Source organism: Lysinibacillus sp. NPDC056220, assembly GCF_049315265.1.
Lineage (GTDB): Bacteria > Bacillota > Bacilli > Bacillales_A > Planococcaceae > Lysinibacillus > Lysinibacillus pinottii.
On the sequence record NZ_JBMOXD010000002.1, the window covers coordinates 95,186 to 111,121 of the forward strand.

Sequence of the window (15,936 nt, forward strand, 5' to 3'; positions counted from 1 at the left end):
GAAAGAAGACCATTTCAAATAATAGCGGAGATGATAACATGAGTGCGTTATTCGGGAACTACGGTAAACGTCGTGCGCAAATTGTCAAAGGGCAGGGCACCGTTGTAGAGGATTCTACAGGAAAACAATATTTAGATTTTACTAGTGGTATTGCAGTAGCAAGTCTGGGGCATGCGCATCCAGCCATTGTGCAGGCACTACAAGAGCAAAGTGAAAAGCTGTGGCATATATCGAACCTTTTTGATATCCCTGGTCAGGAAACCGTGGCTAAAAAATTAATCGCTCATACGCATTTTGCACATGCTTTTTTCTGTAATAGTGGAGCGGAGGCAAATGAAGCGGCCATTAAGTTAGCACGAAAGCATACAGGGAAAAACCATATGATTACTTTCGAAAAATCATTCCATGGTCGCACATTCGGAGCAATGTCTGCAACAGGTCAAGGCAAAATACATAACGGCTTTGGACCACTCGTTGAAAAATTTACGATTTTACCATTCAATGACGCTGCCGCACTAGAAGCTACTATTGATGACTCTGTAGCAGCCATTATGCTGGAAATGATTCAAGGAGAAGGTGGCGTTAATTGTGTATCGTTAGAATTCGCTACCGCGATTGCAAAAGCATGTGAGGACAAGGGAATATTACTCATTATTGACGAAGTACAGACTGGAATTGGAAGAACAGGAACACGCTATGCGTTTGAGCAAACGGTGTTAAAGCCACATATAGTGACATTAGCAAAAGGCTTAGGTGGTGGCTTTCCGGTAGGGGCAATGCTAGGAACTGCCGAGCTTTATGCAACCTTTAGTCCGGGTACACACGGCACTACATTTGGGGGAAACCCACTTGCAATGAATGTAGCTCAGGCCGTCTTAAGTCATGTATTTGAGCCAGCATTCTTACAGCAAGTACAAGAACAGTCAGCCTATTTTGTCGCACAACTAAAAGCGCATTTACCTTCTAATTATACCATTCAGGGTAAGGGATTAATGCTTGGAATTGGCTGTGGTGAAACAGAAGTAGCCGCGTATATTGCTGCTGCAGAAGAGAAGGGTCTCTTATTAGTAGGGGCAGGGCCAAATGTTATTCGACTATTGCCGCCACTAACTGTAACGAAGAAAGAGATAGACGAAGCAGTAGCCATTTTAAAGACCATATTATATTAATTTACTGACAAAGAATCTGCTTATTTAGCAGACTCTTTGTCTTTCTTTTTTATTGAAGCTGTTTTACTAATGTATTTACTAGTTTTGGCAACCAATCATGAAGTTGACTAAATGTAAATCCTGCTTTCTCTGCTTTCGCATTTGTCATATACCAGTCAGCAGGTACACCATATGGTGATTGTGATTCTTCATCGCCACCAACAAGTGAAATTTTTGCGCGCTTCCCACTCTTTTCTTCAATTAACGCAAGGAGTTCCTTCAATGACATGGCACCAGATGCTGTAGCATTGTATGGTCCTTCTATAGGTGTCATGCCTGCAAAATATAAGAAATTAGCTGCTTCCTCATCTGTAATATAGCTCATCTGCGCATCGATATTCGGTAAGGAGATTGGCTGATCGTGTAAAATACGTTCAACATGAAAATGCAAACGACGTGTGTAATCATGTTCACCCATGACAATTGGGAAACGTACAGCAACAACTGGGAATGAAGCCTCTTTAAACAATACAGCCTCTGCCTGTCTTTTTCCTTCTCCGTAGGAAAATTCATTTCGATCCCCCATGAGAATTTGATAATGATAAGGATCGAAATCTTCTTCCTTTTTCATCTTGCCATCAACTTCATAGGTTGAAAGAGTTGAAGTAAAGACAAGTTTTTTCGTTTTCCCTTTTAAAAGCTCACAAATGGTATGTGCCTCGTTAGGAGAGTAGCATATATTATCATAAACAATATCCCACGTTGTATGGGCGAGAGCATTTTCTAATGCGTCACGATCATCCCGATTAACAATTAATTGTTTGACAGCTGTTCCAAAAGGATTGCCGCTTTGACCGCGTGTTAAAATCGTTACAACATGTCCATTCTCAATGCAAAGTTCCACTAATTTTTTTCCGAAAAAACGTGTGCCCCCTAAAACTAAAATGTTCATATTTTTCCTCTCCTTCAAAATAGTAGTCTTCTTAATAATGACAAAAAAATAGACTTACTACAAATCAAAAGTGAATTGTAGTAAGCCTGTTTGACACAGAAAATGAAACTGATTATCGCCTTGATGTTTCAGGGGGAGTTGTATTGCCGTTGTCTCCTCCATTTGAGCCATCTTCAGGTTGACCTGATCCGTTACCACCAGATCCATCCCCATTGTTGGAGCCGTTGCCATTGCCACCAGATTCATTCCCGTTGTTGGAGCCGTTGCCGTTGCCACCAGATCCATTCCCGTTGTTAGAGCCGTTGCCATTGCCACCAGATCCATTCCCATTGTTAGAACCGTTACCATTATTACCAGACCCATTGCCATTTGTAGGCGGTGTTGTAGGTGGAATTGTTTCTTGACCATTATCCTCTGGATCAGGTTCATTTTCACTACCACCAGTAGAGGCTACATTAGAATGTGGTGACACTAAGCCAGTAATATCTACAGCCACTACAACATAGGCCTGTCCACTAGCGACCGTTATACTTTGTGTAGATTCAAGAACAGAAGTTACTAATGTGTTGGCACCGTTTGTAACATTGTAAATCCGATAGCCAACTACATCGTTTGATGACTCTGTCCAAGATAAAGTTGAGCCATTTACGGATGCTGTTACTGCTGCAGGTGCACTTCCATCCGCAGGGAAATCAACGGCCGAAACAGATGAATTGGTTAAAGTTGAATTTTTCGGTAATAAACTTGCTGGGTTACCGCCAAGACGGCCTAACATACGTTTAATAAACGCCTGATTAATACCTGCGCCACCTGATTTGACAAATTCAGCTGGTGTACTAGGTAATGCATTATAAGTTTTTCCTTTAATCGTTACAACACTTGAAGCAGCTAAGCTATCATCTGGTTGTGAAGGTAAAAATACTTTCGCATTAAATAAGTCTGAACGAACTAAACCTGCATCTGCACAGGCAGCAGAAGGTGCCATTCCAGAAATTCCGCAGAATGAAGCGGTCACCACATTTTTAGGTGCCTTAAAGCTTGTTGGTGGGTCAATAAACTCAGGAGCCACATCGTAAACGGAATTCATTAAAGTACCCCATAATTTATTGACACGAACACTTGGCTGTAGGTACGTATTATTAAATGCGTACAACGTACGAGGTTGGTCGTAACCCATCCAAACACCTAGAGATACATTAGGGTTATAGCCAACTAACCAAACATCTTTATACTCTTGAGAAGTCCCTGTTTTAGCAGCGAAATCAGAAGAGAATTTTAATGTATTACGAGCAAGAGTTCCTGTTCCTTTTGTTAATACGTCACGTAGCATATCTGTCACAATATAAGATGTTTCTGGACTAAATACTTGGACGGGTTCTACTTCGTGTTTGTAAATAATATTTCCTTCTTGATCTTCAATTCGATCAATCATATAAGCATCAATGAATTGACCACCATTTGCAAAAGTAGCAAAGGCATTCGTATTCTCTTCTACAGTAGTCCCCTCACTTAAAGCACCGATACCGGTTGCAAGGTTAGTGAAATCATCGGGGTGTAATTTTGTGAATCCCATTTTTACTAATAGATCAGCTGGTCGTTTGTTAATAATATCATTATATAAACGTAACGCTGATATGTTTTGAGAATCTGCTAAAGCTTCACGCGCCGGAATAAGTCCTCGCTCATCACTAGTAATATAGTTACTTGGGCTCCATGAACCAATTGAGAATTTTACGTCAACGAGTGGGCTACCTGCACCAATTACGCCATACTCAATAGCAGGTGCGTATACAAGTAATGGTTTCATCGTAGAACCATTTGAACGATAAGCTTGTGTTGCATGGTTAACTTGAGTTGTATTAAAGTCTCGACCACCTACAAAACTTAAAATGCGACCTGTCGTATTCTCCATTAAAATACTGCCCACTTGTACGGGCATTTCGATATCAACTTCCTCACCGGTTACAGGGTCTTTCCCTTTACCAGTATATGTGTGGCCGTAATATTGGAAGTCCTTAGCAGCTTTTTGCATGGCATCATACATATCTTTGTTAATGGTTGAATAAATACGATAACCTTTTGAGCGAACATCTCGATCTGCTAAGATTTTATATTTATCTTTTAATTTTTTTTCTGTTTTTAATCGCTCTGGGTCAATACCGTCATCTTCTGCGAGTTTTTCTGCAATAATATCTTTTGCGCGGCTCTCAAGCTCATATGTAAGCCATGGATAACGATCCTCCGCTCGCATTTCTGGACCACGGAAGTCAGCAGCAATATCATAATTCAGTGTTTCTTTATATTGAGCATCGTCAATATAACCAGCTTCTTTCATACGATAAAGAACTGTTTTCATACGATCAATACCTGGTTTTAAAGCTTCCTCACTTTTCAGTTCACCCGTATTTGTAAAAGGTGTGTAAGCAAATGGCGCCTGAGGAATACCAGCGATGTAAGCTGCTTGCGCAAGTGATAAATCCTTAGCTTTGACACCAAAGATTCCTTCTGCGGCTGTTTCTACGCCTGCAATATTTCGCCCTGAAGAGTTACGACCGTATGGAATAATATTTAAATAAGCCTCTAATATTTCTTCCTTTGTCATAAAATGCTCTAAACGCATAGCAAGTAAAATTTCTTTTGCTTTACGTTCATAGGAAACTTCATTGGTTAATACTTGGTTTTTAATAAGTTGTTGCGTAAGGGTAGAGCCACCTGTCTGTGTAGCAGAATTCGTAACATCTTGTAATAAGCCTCGTACAACCGCTTTTGGTACAATGCCGTTATGTTCACGGAAATACTCATCTTCTGTTGCCAGTACTGCATTAATAACATCTGGTGCAACATTTTTTAGTGAAGTTTCGCGGCGATCTAAATCTGTCCGTAATTTTCCGATATAAATATCGTTGGCAAAATAAATTTCACTTGTTTCTTCATAGCTAAAAATTTGATCTCGCAATTCATCTTTTGAGCGTAAAGGCTCTTCTTTTACAAGAGAAGCGAAATAACCAGCTCCTACTGAACCGACAAATACAGTGCCAACCAATGCAAAGACTAAAAATAGTAAAAATAAGTTCCAGGTAACGCTACCTGAAATACGTAATTTCTTCATCCATTTTTGTTCAATTAATGTATCGATCTTTGCATTGATTTTTTCAATCCAATCCTTCAATGTATCGACCTCCTAAAATCTTGTTTATTATAGCACATATTGTTTTAGCTCGAACATAGTTATTGACTTTGAAATAGATTCGTATAGAATAATGTTTATAGTTTTCTAGTGATGAAGAGTTTGGAGTAGTTTCTATATTCCCTGTTTAGAGAGCCAGTGGTTGGTGAAAACTGGTCATAATGTAGAGACGAATTACGTGCTTGGAGCTTAGACGTGCGCGCCTGCGATAAAGGCGGTTGAATGAAGTGGAAGGTGGATGACATCTTCAAGCCGGGTGGTACCGCGTTAATTTACAATTTAACGTCCCTGCATGCAATTGTTTGCGTGTAGGGATTTTTTTATTTCATGAACTTGTCCATGCACGTAGCGAATTTCAATCAATTAGGAGGAATCATCATGACAAACGAATTATTACAAGATTTAGAATGGCGTGGGCTGCTATACCAACAAACCGATGCTGATGGTATGGCAAAACTATTAGAAGAACAGTCCGTCTCTTTATACTGTGGTGTTGATCCAACAGCAGATTCTATGCATATCGGGCATATTGTCCCGCTTTTAACATTACGTCGCTTCCAAAAAGCTGGTCACCGTCCAATTTTACTTGTGGGTGGGGCTACAGGCATGATTGGAGATCCATCAGGTCGTTCAGAAGAGCGTCAATTACAAACTGTGGAGCAAATCGATAAAAATGTTCAAGGGATTCGCGGTCAACTAGAACGAATTTTTGACTTTGCTGAAGATGGTAATGGCGCTCAGCTTGTGAACAATCGTGACTGGATTGGCAATATAAATACGATTGAATTTTTACGTGATTATGGGAAATTAATTAATGTTAACTACATGTTGGCAAAAGATACAATTGCTTCTCGTCTTGACACGGGGATATCTTTCACAGAGTTTGCTTATACATTAATTCAAGGGATTGATTACAATCATTTATACAACCACTACAATTGTCGTATTCAAGTAGGTGGCTCTGACCAATGGGGTAATATTACAACAGGTTTAGAGGTTATTCGTAAGACACATGAAGAAGAAACTAAAGCCTTTGGGATTACGATTCCATTAGTAACGAAAGCAGATGGTACGAAATTTGGTAAAACAGCTGGTGGTGCTGTTTGGTTAGATGGTAAGAAAACATCTCCATATGAATTCTATCAATTTTGGATCAATGCTGCTGATGCAGATGTCATCAAATACTTGAAAATATTCACTTTCCTTACTCGTGAAGAGATTGAATCATTAGCTGTTTCTGTAGAAGAAGAGCCACATTTACGTAAGGCTCAAAAATCACTTGCTGAGGAAATGACACGATTAATTCATGGTCAAGCGGCGTTAGAGCAAGCTATTCGCATTACAGCAGCTTTATTTTCAGGCGATTTAAAAGCACTTTCGGCTGAAGAAATGAAGGATGCCTTTAAAGATGTTCCTTCTATTGAAATGGCAAAAGAAGATAAAAATATTGTGGACCTTCTTGTAGAAGCTGGTATCTCATCATCGAAACGTCAGGCACGTGAGGACGTTTCGAATGGTGCAATTAGTGTCAATGGTGAAAAAGTGACGGATTTAGAATATGTAGTCGATGCAAAGGATCGTCTAGAGGATGCCTTTAGCATTGTTCGTCGCGGTAAGAAAAAATATCATATGGTAAAGTTTGTATAATGATTTTAATTTAAACAACATCCCCGATCATAAAGGGGATGTTGTTTTTTTATTATAGAAAACTTGGCGATTTTATGTGTTCATATTGCTTAGGGTGCAGTATTTTTGCCAGTTTTATAGCCCCTTCAATAAGACGGGGAGAAGGCCGACAATAAAGCCATTCCTCCATTACATGAAGCTGTTCCATTTTCACAGCATGTAGCTCACTTGCATGGGGACGCTTTAATAAGTTGGCCGGCTGTATACGCTCAAAAGCTACACCTACCCAAGCCATCATGATATAGTCGGGCTTTCGTTTAACAACATCTGCCCAATCAGTTTGAACACTGGCTAGTTCTACATCGTGAAATAAATTGACTCCGCCTGCAATAGCACTAATTTCTGTTAGCCAATTTATTTTTCCTGGTGTAAAAATTGGGTTTGGCCACCATTCCCAGTATAGAGTAGGTTTCTTCGTGAGGGAGTTAGCAACTATACGCATTTTGTCAATGGATTGCAAATATTCTTCTGCGATTATTTTAGCACGTTCTTCTACATGGCAAGCTCTCCCGAGTGAAAGGAGATCTTGTGCAATTTCCTCTAACGAGTTCGCATTAAAAACAATATGAGGGATATTTCTTCTTTGCAATTCCTCGATGTTTTTTTCCATTCCAGGCACACTTAAAGAAGCAAGAACAAGATCGGGGTGTAATGCCTCTAAATCGTTCATATTAATAGATAAATCTGGTCCAAGCTGTGGCAAATCTTTAACGCTTGATGGCCAATCGGAGAAATCATCTACTCCAACAAGCTGGTCTGTCAGTCCTAAATAGGCTACAAGCTCTGTATTGCTTGGACATATCGAGATTAAACGCATTTGTTATCTCCTATTCTTTTTAAGAAAAGTATAGCGAGAGTTTCCATTCTAAACAATGTGTTTACATCATTTTCATCTTTGAGCATAGAAAAAAGGTGGAGAAAAACTTGGTTTATCTCCACCTTTTGTTTTTTTATTAATTATGAAAGAGCAGCAACAGCTTCAAGCGATTCCTCTTTTTTCACGATAGGGCCCATTGCATTTGTAATAATTTGTTTAATATCATCTAGTGTTGCTTTACGAGGATTTGTCTCAGCGCAAACATCTAACATCGCATTTTTTGCTAAAATTTCAATATCCTCATCTTTTGCACCTAGTTCGCGGAAGCCACTAGGAATATTTAAATCCTTTGATAGCTTTTCAATAGCTGAAATAGCTTTTTCAGCAGCATCACGCTTACTTAATCCTGTCACATTTTCACCTAATAATTCAGCAATGCGAGCAAAACGCTCAGTACGTGCTGTTACATTGAAGCGGCAAACATGTGGTAATAAAATGGCATTACATACGCCATGAGGTAGATTATAATAGCCACCTAACTGATGAGCAATCGCATGGACATAGCCTAGTGAAGCATTATTAAAAGCCATACCAGCTAAAAATTGTGCATATACCATTTGTTCACGTGCTTCTAAATCAGCTCCATTTGCATAGGCACGTGGTAAAAATTCAGGAATTAGTTGAAGTACCTTCTCAGCACAAGCGTCTGTAATTGGTGTTGCATTTGTCGAAACAAATGATTCAATAGCATGTGTCAATGCATCAACACCAGTAGCAGCTGTTAGAGCAGGAGGTAACCCAATCATCAGTTCGGGATCATTAATCGAAAGTAACGGAGTCACATGTTTATCAACAATGGCCATTTTTACTTTACGTGCTGTATCTGTAATAATCGTGAAACGAGTCATTTCACTAGCAGTACCAGCCGTTGTATTAATAGCAATTAATGGCACAAGTGGATTTTGTGATTTATCAACGCCTTCATAATCTTGAATGCGTCCACCATTCGAAGCAATAAGTCCGATACCTTTTGCTGCATCATGAGCGCTCCCTCCTCCAAGAGAAACGATTGAATCACAGCTTTCAGCATGGTAAGCTGCTATGCCATCTTCAATATTTTGATCTGTTGGATTTGGTTCTGCTTTAGGGAAAATTGCTACATCAATTCCAGCAGCTGTAATGATGTTTGCAATTTGTTCAGAGAGACCTAATTTGTGTAAGCCCTCATCTGTTACGATTAATGTCTTCTTCACTTCTAAATCATTTAAGTGTTTACCAACTTCTTGAATTGCTCCAGGTCCAAATAAGTTTTTTTTCGGCATAACAAATTGCTTTAGAACGTCTGACATACTTCCAACCCCTTTTTAAAAATTATTATTGCTTGAATGATGGTGAACCACCTTTCGGAATTCATCGTATTCTATTTTTTATTAAAGTTCAACTCGTATTTTTATTAAAATTGCTCGCTTTATCCTTGTTATTATTTTACAAAAAAGTTAGCTTGTTAAAATGTTCTTTAAAAATGTGAAAGGTATAAGAATGCTGATTGTAATATGTTTTATAAAATGTTTTACTATAAAAATAAAATATATTTTTTTGGGAATGGTTCTATTTGAAGGGGTCTAAGAATAGTAAATAACTGATATTTGTTTTTTAATATTAAGATAGTGGTTATGTTATTTTGAAGCGATGTAATTATTATTTTAAAGTATATAAAATTTTCATAAGTGAGAGGGAGTTATGATTGTTGATTATAATAATATTAAGAAATTCTGAATATACGGACGGTGTATTTCTAGAATAACCCTCATACCAATCTCTACGCCCTGAGAACCCAAGGGATATATAAGAAAAGAAGCTTATTTCGTTAATGCCCTCATCTTCAGATAGTTTAAATTTTTTAAATGGCTAATTTGTTGAATAGCGCAACCAAGAAATTGATTGAAATGGAGGTTTTTCAATTTCGTTAAAAATTATTTTTAAAAATTTGTTCAATAAAAGAGCATTATTCAACTTAAGTTATAGTCCTTTCAACTGCTCTTTTAATCCAAGATAGTCATTGATGACAAATAATAAAGAATCCAATTCTCTCTTAGAGTGACGGTCAACAGCAATGTATTGCAATTGCTAGGGCACTTGCCCCTAAACCTCGTTTACTACTGTTAGACGAGCCTTTTAGTAACTTAGATACCGAGCTTCAAGTAAAAATTAGAAAAGATTTACGTGACATTTTAAAGCGCGCAAATATTACATCTATTTTGTTACACACGATGAAGAGGATGCCTATGCTATCGCTGATTTTATCGTGCAATTAAAAAATGGAAGAATCGAACAAATGGGAAATCCTTGCTATCTTTAAAAAAAGGGGTAAAAGATTGTCCTAACTTTGTTTGAACATAGTGTGAAAATATCATTTAACAATTTAGGGTACTGAGAAATTAGAGCTTCACAGTACCTTCTTCGTCTTTGTTTAATAAGGGGGCGGGTTTTGGTAGTCAAACTGAGGCTAAAAAGTTTTTTATAAAGTGTTTAAAAACTCATGTGTCTTGAAGGTGATAAAACGACCTCTTAAACAAGTGGAAACATTAAAACAGCATTTCTCTGACCGAGAATACTATCAACTTTCTGTCAATAATAACACGTTGATTTCCATCCTTCTCTAACTTAAATCTAACGTGATAAGGGCTTTACTTCTCTCAACTAATTCCCTTTTCTTTGAATTTAAGGATCTCTGTAGCAATAAAGGGAAATCATTAAGCATTAGTTAAATAAAAAAATCTATTTATCAAAATGCAATTTCTAGAAAATGATACTCTTGAGAATAAAACAACATATTCTTCAATGAACAAGTAATTGGTTGTTTATTTAATTCTCCTCCAACCCACATAACACACGTTCTAAATGTTCCTTCTTTACATGAGTAATTCCCCATTCACAAATCATATCGAGTAAAGGAATAAGGGACAATCCTTTTTTAGTTATGGAATATTCTACACGAGGAGGAACTTCTGGATATACATTTTTTACTATTAATCCATCCATTTCAAGTTCTCTTAATTGTCTGGATAGTGTTTTATGTGAAATATCCTCAATATATCTTTGAAGCTCTCCAAATCGTTTGAGAGGGTTTTCGTATAGTTCATATAAAATCATTATTTTCCATTTTCCTTGAATAATTTGCATTGTAGCATCAAACTCATTTAAATATTTTTTCTTATCCAATTCATTGCTCTCCTTTATTAAGTACCTTAAGGTTACTAAGGGACAAAGAGGTGCCTACTTTATCTTAAGTAGATTTAATTGTAAACTGATTTTACTTAGAAATCAAAGAAGGAGTGACAATCAGAATGAAAACAGGATATATTGCAATTACAGGTGCTTCATCAGGTATTGGTGAAGCAACAGCAAAGAAGTTTATACAAAATGGGTATAACGTTTTAGTTATAGCACGTCGTGCACATTTGTTAGATCAATTTACAGGAGATAATGTAATTAAAGCAAGTGTGGATGTAACAGATAGAGAGGCTTTAGATAAAGCTCTTATGGCAGCTGAAGACAAATTTGGACCAGTTGAAGCAATCGTAAATAATGCTGGACGTATGTTATTGGGCGATATCGCTAAACAAAATCCTCTTGAATGGAAAGAAATGTATGATGTAAATGTGTTAGGTATGTTAAATGGAATGCAAGCAGTATTGCCTTCTATGATTGAACGTCAAACAGGAACTATTATTAATGTAAGTTCTATTGCTGGAAAGAAAACATTTGCTGATCATGCGGCATATGTGGGGACGAAATTCGCAGTTCATTCAATGAGTGAAAATGTTCGTGAAGAGGTTTCAAAGCATAACGTACGTGTGATAACAATTGCACCAGGTGTGGTTGAGACCGAGTTACTATCACACACATCTGATGAACAAATTAAAGAGAACTACATAGAATGGAAGGAATCAATTCATGGTGGTTTAAATCCAAGTACAGTAGCAGAAACAATTTATTTTGTATTTAATCAGCCTCAAAGTGTAAATATTAGAGAAATCGTATTAGCACCAACAAAACAACAAGCATAAAATGAAGAGAATAATATAGACCGCTCTCTTTTATTATACTGATGTTATATACTGGTATATTAGCGTGAGTAATTATGTATTCTTGCGAAAAAAACGGGGCTGATAGTGTGAGTGAAAAAATGGTGCAACAAACATTATTGGGAGATCTGGAATGGAAAAATCCAATTGAAATGGTCGATATAGAATTGTTTGAAGAGTATATTTATTATAACTGTATTTACTTTAAGTCGCCTGAAGAACAAGACTATATTTCTTTATTACGAAGGGAAATTTTAAAGCGAATGTGAGATTTATCGAAGGAGTAGCACTAGCTGCTCTTTTTCTTTTTTGGCTCTTGAAAAAACATCCGTTTCTTTAACGAAATGGACGCAATGAGCAGAAATTTTTGAGTGATTGATCAATTAACGGAGTTTATTTCCATGTAGGTAAATTATGGAATTATTTACACTTAATAATTATGACAAACACAGTGGCCATAGCGGAAGTGTCAACGTTGAGTACTAAAATGAATGCTCCAATATTAAAAAAGATTAACAGTATAAGAGTTATATTATATAGGTAAATATACTTGTTAGTAGTTAGATATCCTTTTTATCAATTACGATGTAAAATTACCTAAATAATAAAATGCGAAACTATGGATATTATAGGTATTTTATATTAATATAGATGATAGTTATTCTAACATACTTTTAATAATTATTTTAGGCTATGGATATTTAGAAAAATATACAGATAGGAGTGTAAAAGTTGATAATACTAGATAGACCTTATGTTTCTGATTTATTAGCGCACACAGTTAGTAAGAATAAAATTCCAGTTATCAAATTAAATGAAGTTTTTATACCAAATGAATCTACTATAAGTTTAAAAAAGGTAGACGATTTGTTGATTGAATTAGAGAAGAAGAATTATCAAATTCTCTTTAACTCTGAAAATGGACTTAATATTTTATCTAAATATGCACCTAATCACTACTTAACAATTGTTACAGATATTTTGAAAAATAAAGTTACTTTCAGGAAAACATTAAGTAGTCATTTTAAAGATTTCTTTTTCACAGAAGTATCTCTAAAAGAATTAGATGAATTAGATCCTGGTTCACTACCTTTCCCTATTATTGTTAAGCCTGTTATAGGATATTCAAGTGTAGGAGTACATCGTATTGATAAGGTAGAAGAATATAAAGAAACTATTGAACAACTTAAGTTTGAAATGGAAGTTACAAGTGCAGAGTATCCAATCGAAGTTATTAATAATCAATCCTTTATAATTGAGAAATTAATTGAAGGTGATGAATACGCTGTTGACGTATATTTTACAGAAGAAGGCGAGCCTGTTATCCTAAATATTTTTAAAAGAATGTTTAGGCATGAGAAGGACATGAGCGATAGAATTTACTATACGAGTAAGCAAGTAATAAATGAGTCCCTCAACAACATTCAACAATTTTTAAAAACTATTTCATCGCTCTTCGCATTAAAGCTTGTCCCTATACATATTGAAATTCGCATCGATAATCTCGGACAGATAGTTCCTATTGAAGTAAACCCACTTAGATTTGCTGGTATCGGTACAAATGAACTTGGCGTTTATGCATATGGTGTCAACGCATGCGAGTACTTTTTTAAACAACAAAAGCCTGATTGGGAAAATATAATTAATCAAATGGATGATTCAATTTATAGTTTTTGTTGTGCTGAAATAGATGCATCTATTGATTGTAAGAAAGTTGTGTCTATTAATCATGAAGCGTTTAAACTAAATTTTGAAGAAATTTTAGAATATCGACGGATGAAAGTGAATGAAAGCTCTACTTTTGCTGTAATATTCCATAAATCACCAGATTTAAAAGAAAATACTAGGTTATTGAATTTAGATCTGAATCAATATATTACGTTAAATGAATTGGTATTTGTTTAATAATAGTTAACTTTATATTACAGTTAGGAGCGTTAACGATGTTTAAAGGTATGACCATTAGAAAGAAAATATTATTAAACGTATTAATGCCTATTATTGTTATAAGCACAATTTTTAGTTTTGCCATATTTATTGTAGCTGAGCGTTTAATCGATGGATATATTATTCCTCAGTTTGAAGAGAGCTTAACAATGAAAATGGAGGACTTTGAAGAGTTATTTGATAAAGAATTAATCAATAGTGCTAAAACAAACAAAAGTGCATATCAAGAACTGTTGTCCAGAGGAAATGACTTTCAAAAAGAGTATGAATTAGAAAATGTGTATATTATGAGTAAAGTAGATAATAAAGAAGTCATTTTATTTTTAGGTAATGACGATAAGTATTTATCACCACTAGCGTTTACAGATGAACAAAAAGCAGCGCTAGATACAACTAAAATGGTTACAAGTGATATTTATATAGATGATTACGGCGCTCATAAGTCTACATTTTTACAAGTTCCAGGAACAGATTCTGTCTTAGGGTTAGATGAAGATGCAGATTTTATAGTTGATCTGGAGAATTTATTAATAAAGGTATGTGTGTTATTAGCACTTATATTTATTGTGGTAAGTGGTATACTAGCATATTTCACTGCTAAAAGAATTTCTAAACCGTTAAATGAACTTGTTGATTATACTAAAGTAATTGCTGCTGGTGATTTAACACAGGAAATTAAAAATACAAGTAATGATGAAATTGGTCAGCTTGCATCAAGTTTTAATAGTATGCAAGTGCAGCTAAAAGAAGTTATAGGTCATGTATCCTCAACAGCAGACTATGTAGCAAGCGGGTCTAAAGAATTGACGCAAAGTATAGAGCAAGTGACAGAAATGGCCAATCAGGTATCAGCAGCAATTCAGGAAGTTTCAGTAAGTAGTGAAATGGTAACAACTGGGGCTATTCAAAATCAAATTGCGATTAGAGAAATATCAGAGGGGATAGTAGAAATCACAGAATCTACTACAAACGTTTCTGATGAATCTATTAGAACATCTGAAGAATCCAATCAAGGTAATCATGTCATTCAACAATCCGTACAAGGAATTGATTCAATTAACGAGCTTTCAAAAGCCTCTATGCAAATGACAGAACAAATGCATCGACGTTCTAAAGAAGTAGGACAAATTACAAATGTTATTACAAGTATTTCAGATCAAATTAATTTACTAGCATTAAATGCAGCTATTGAGGCTGCTCGTGCAGGTGAATACGGAAAAGGATTTGCTGTTGTCGCAGATGAAATAAGACATTTAGCAGAACAATCTGCCCAATCTGCTAATGACATAACTAAATTAATCTCTGAAATGCAAAACAATTCTAATGAATCGGTTGAAGCTATTACGAGAGTAGTAGATGAAATTAATCATGAGACTATCGCAATAAGATTGGCTGGAGATACTTTTCAAAAAATCTCATCTCTAATTTCAAACATTAGTATGCGAACGCAATCAATTGCTTCAACAGTAGAACAAATATCAGCAAGCTCTGAACAAGTATTAGGGACTACTGAGACAACTGTGCAATCATTGGAGCAAACATCAGCAGGTACCCAAAATATTGCTTCAACTATGCAAGAGCAATCTGCTTTTATGGAAGAAATGCTAGGAACAGCTAATCAATTAAACGAGATGGTTGAAAACTTAAAAGGTCAAATTGCACATTTTAAAATTAAGTAATCCTAGCAAAGTTAAAAGGATTTCTTGAAATTACAACCAGGAATGTATGTTCTGATGGAGAAGTCAGTGAATTGGAAGTTGTGAAGACGATGTCTTTGTCTTATTAGTAGATTCTTATATGAAGATTATTTCAGAGGTCTTAGATTTTACAAATATTCTAGAGCAAAAAGCATTATCACCAATACGGTAAAAAGCTACTATGAAGACCCACTGACCTATAAAAATGATATATATAAACACCTTTTGTTGAGATATGGGTATAAGGATAACCAAACAATCAACGGAGGTGTTTTTTCTATGGGAACAAAAGTAAGTTATCCAATAGAAGTAAAAATGAAGGCAATTGAGAAGAGATTAGCAGGAACCCCGGTCAAACAGGTATTAGAAGAATTAATAATAATAACATTGGTGTGTAATATACTACGATGGACT

General features: G+C 35.9%; 11 protein-coding genes, 1 pseudogene and 1 other annotated feature. Of the genes and pseudogenes, 7 read left to right on the plus strand and 5 right to left on the minus strand.

The features are described from left to right. The first annotated feature begins 38 nt into the window (after positions 1-38). Positions 39-1,169: an acetylornithine transaminase gene (locus ACOZBY_RS05510; RefSeq protein ID WP_012295683.1), complete on the plus strand. Its 1,131-nt coding sequence runs from the start codon at positions 39-41 to the stop codon at positions 1,167-1,169. 49 nt (positions 1,170-1,218) lie between these two features. On the opposite strand, the gene ACOZBY_RS05515 is transcribed toward ACOZBY_RS05510, so the two are convergent. Next, positions 1,219-2,100 carry an NAD-dependent epimerase/dehydratase family protein gene (locus ACOZBY_RS05515; protein ID WP_422761726.1) on the minus strand — a complete coding sequence of 294 codons (882 nt, stop codon included), beginning with the start codon at positions 2,098-2,100 and terminating at the stop codon, positions 1,219-1,221. 112 nt (positions 2,101-2,212) lie between these two features. Further along, on the minus strand, positions 2,213-5,269 hold the full coding sequence (locus tag ACOZBY_RS05520; protein WP_012295681.1) for a transglycosylase domain-containing protein: 3,057 nt from the start codon (positions 5,267-5,269) through the stop codon (positions 2,213-2,215). A 102-nt stretch (positions 5,270-5,371) separates the two neighbouring features. Continuing rightward, positions 5,372-5,580: a binding site (T-box leader), on the plus strand. Between the two features lie 85 nt (positions 5,581-5,665). Here ACOZBY_RS05520 and tyrS point away from each other — a divergent pair. Beyond that, a complete protein-coding gene (gene tyrS, locus ACOZBY_RS05525; RefSeq protein ID WP_036162315.1) occupies positions 5,666-6,934 on the plus strand; it encodes a tyrosine--tRNA ligase in 1,269 nt (422 codons plus the stop codon). A gap of 52 nt (positions 6,935-6,986) precedes the next feature. Here tyrS and ACOZBY_RS05530 read toward each other — a convergent pair whose 3' ends face one another. Together ACOZBY_RS05530 and ACOZBY_RS05535 are read right to left on the minus strand one after the other, a co-directional pair. Continuing rightward, positions 6,987-7,790: a cobalamin-binding protein gene (locus tag ACOZBY_RS05530; RefSeq protein ID WP_422761728.1), complete on the minus strand. Its 804-nt coding sequence runs from the start codon at positions 7,788-7,790 to the stop codon at positions 6,987-6,989. Positions 7,791-7,930: 140 nt separating this feature from the next. Continuing rightward, positions 7,931-9,139 carry an iron-containing alcohol dehydrogenase gene (locus ACOZBY_RS05535; RefSeq protein WP_422761730.1) on the minus strand — a complete coding sequence of 403 codons (1,209 nt, stop codon included), beginning with the start codon at positions 9,137-9,139 and terminating at the stop codon, positions 7,931-7,933. Between the two features lie 747 nt (positions 9,140-9,886). Here ACOZBY_RS05535 and ACOZBY_RS05540 point away from each other — a divergent pair. Further along, positions 9,887-10,149, plus strand: a pseudogene (locus ACOZBY_RS05540) (ATP-binding cassette domain-containing protein); the annotation flags it as partial. Positions 10,150-10,655: 506 nt separating this feature from the next. Here the strand turns inward: ACOZBY_RS05540 and ACOZBY_RS05545 are convergent. Beyond that, positions 10,656-11,012 (minus strand): winged helix-turn-helix transcriptional regulator, encoded by a 357-nt coding sequence (locus ACOZBY_RS05545; RefSeq protein WP_012295675.1) that lies wholly within the window; start codon positions 11,010-11,012, stop codon positions 10,656-10,658. 125 nt (positions 11,013-11,137) lie between these two features. Between ACOZBY_RS05545 and ACOZBY_RS05550 the strand changes: the two genes are divergently transcribed. The 4 genes from ACOZBY_RS05550 (at position 11,138) to ACOZBY_RS05565 (ending at position 15,504) form a co-directional block, all read left to right on the plus strand. Next, positions 11,138-11,860 (plus strand): SDR family oxidoreductase, encoded by a 723-nt coding sequence (locus tag ACOZBY_RS05550; RefSeq protein ID WP_012295674.1) that lies wholly within the window; start codon positions 11,138-11,140, stop codon positions 11,858-11,860. A gap of 107 nt (positions 11,861-11,967) precedes the next feature. Next, positions 11,968-12,147, plus strand: a complete 180-nt coding sequence (locus ACOZBY_RS05555; protein WP_036162313.1) for a hypothetical protein — start codon at positions 11,968-11,970, stop codon at positions 12,145-12,147. A 463-nt stretch (positions 12,148-12,610) separates the two neighbouring features. Next, positions 12,611-13,783 (plus strand): ATP-grasp domain-containing protein, encoded by a 1,173-nt coding sequence (locus tag ACOZBY_RS05560; protein ID WP_036162311.1) that lies wholly within the window; start codon positions 12,611-12,613, stop codon positions 13,781-13,783. A 38-nt stretch (positions 13,784-13,821) separates the two neighbouring features. Next, on the plus strand, positions 13,822-15,504 hold the full coding sequence (locus ACOZBY_RS05565; protein WP_422761734.1) for a methyl-accepting chemotaxis protein: 1,683 nt from the start codon (positions 13,822-13,824) through the stop codon (positions 15,502-15,504). Positions 15,505-15,936 lie beyond the last annotated feature (432 nt).

What these genes read in the sequence shown, in the direction of transcription:
- ACOZBY_RS05510 (WP_012295683.1), top strand. Translation starts at nt 39, where the DNA reads ATGAGTGCGTTATTCGGGAACTACGGTAAACGTCGTGCGCAAATTGTC.
- ACOZBY_RS05515 (WP_422761726.1), bottom strand. Translation starts at nt 2,100, where the DNA reads ATGAACATTTTAGTTTTAGGGGGCACACGTTTTTTCGGAAAAAAATTA.
- tyrS (WP_036162315.1), top strand. Translation starts at nt 5,666, where the DNA reads ATGACAAACGAATTATTACAAGATTTAGAATGGCGTGGGCTGCTATAC.
- ACOZBY_RS05530 (WP_422761728.1), bottom strand. Translation starts at nt 7,790, where the DNA reads ATGCGTTTAATCTCGATATGTCCAAGCAATACAGAGCTTGTAGCCTAT.
- ACOZBY_RS05535 (WP_422761730.1), bottom strand. Translation starts at nt 9,139, where the DNA reads ATGTCAGACGTTCTAAAGCAATTTGTTATGCCGAAAAAAAACTTATTT.
- ACOZBY_RS05550 (WP_012295674.1), top strand. Translation starts at nt 11,138, where the DNA reads ATGAAAACAGGATATATTGCAATTACAGGTGCTTCATCAGGTATTGGT.
- ACOZBY_RS05565 (WP_422761734.1), top strand. Translation starts at nt 13,822, where the DNA reads ATGTTTAAAGGTATGACCATTAGAAAGAAAATATTATTAAACGTATTA.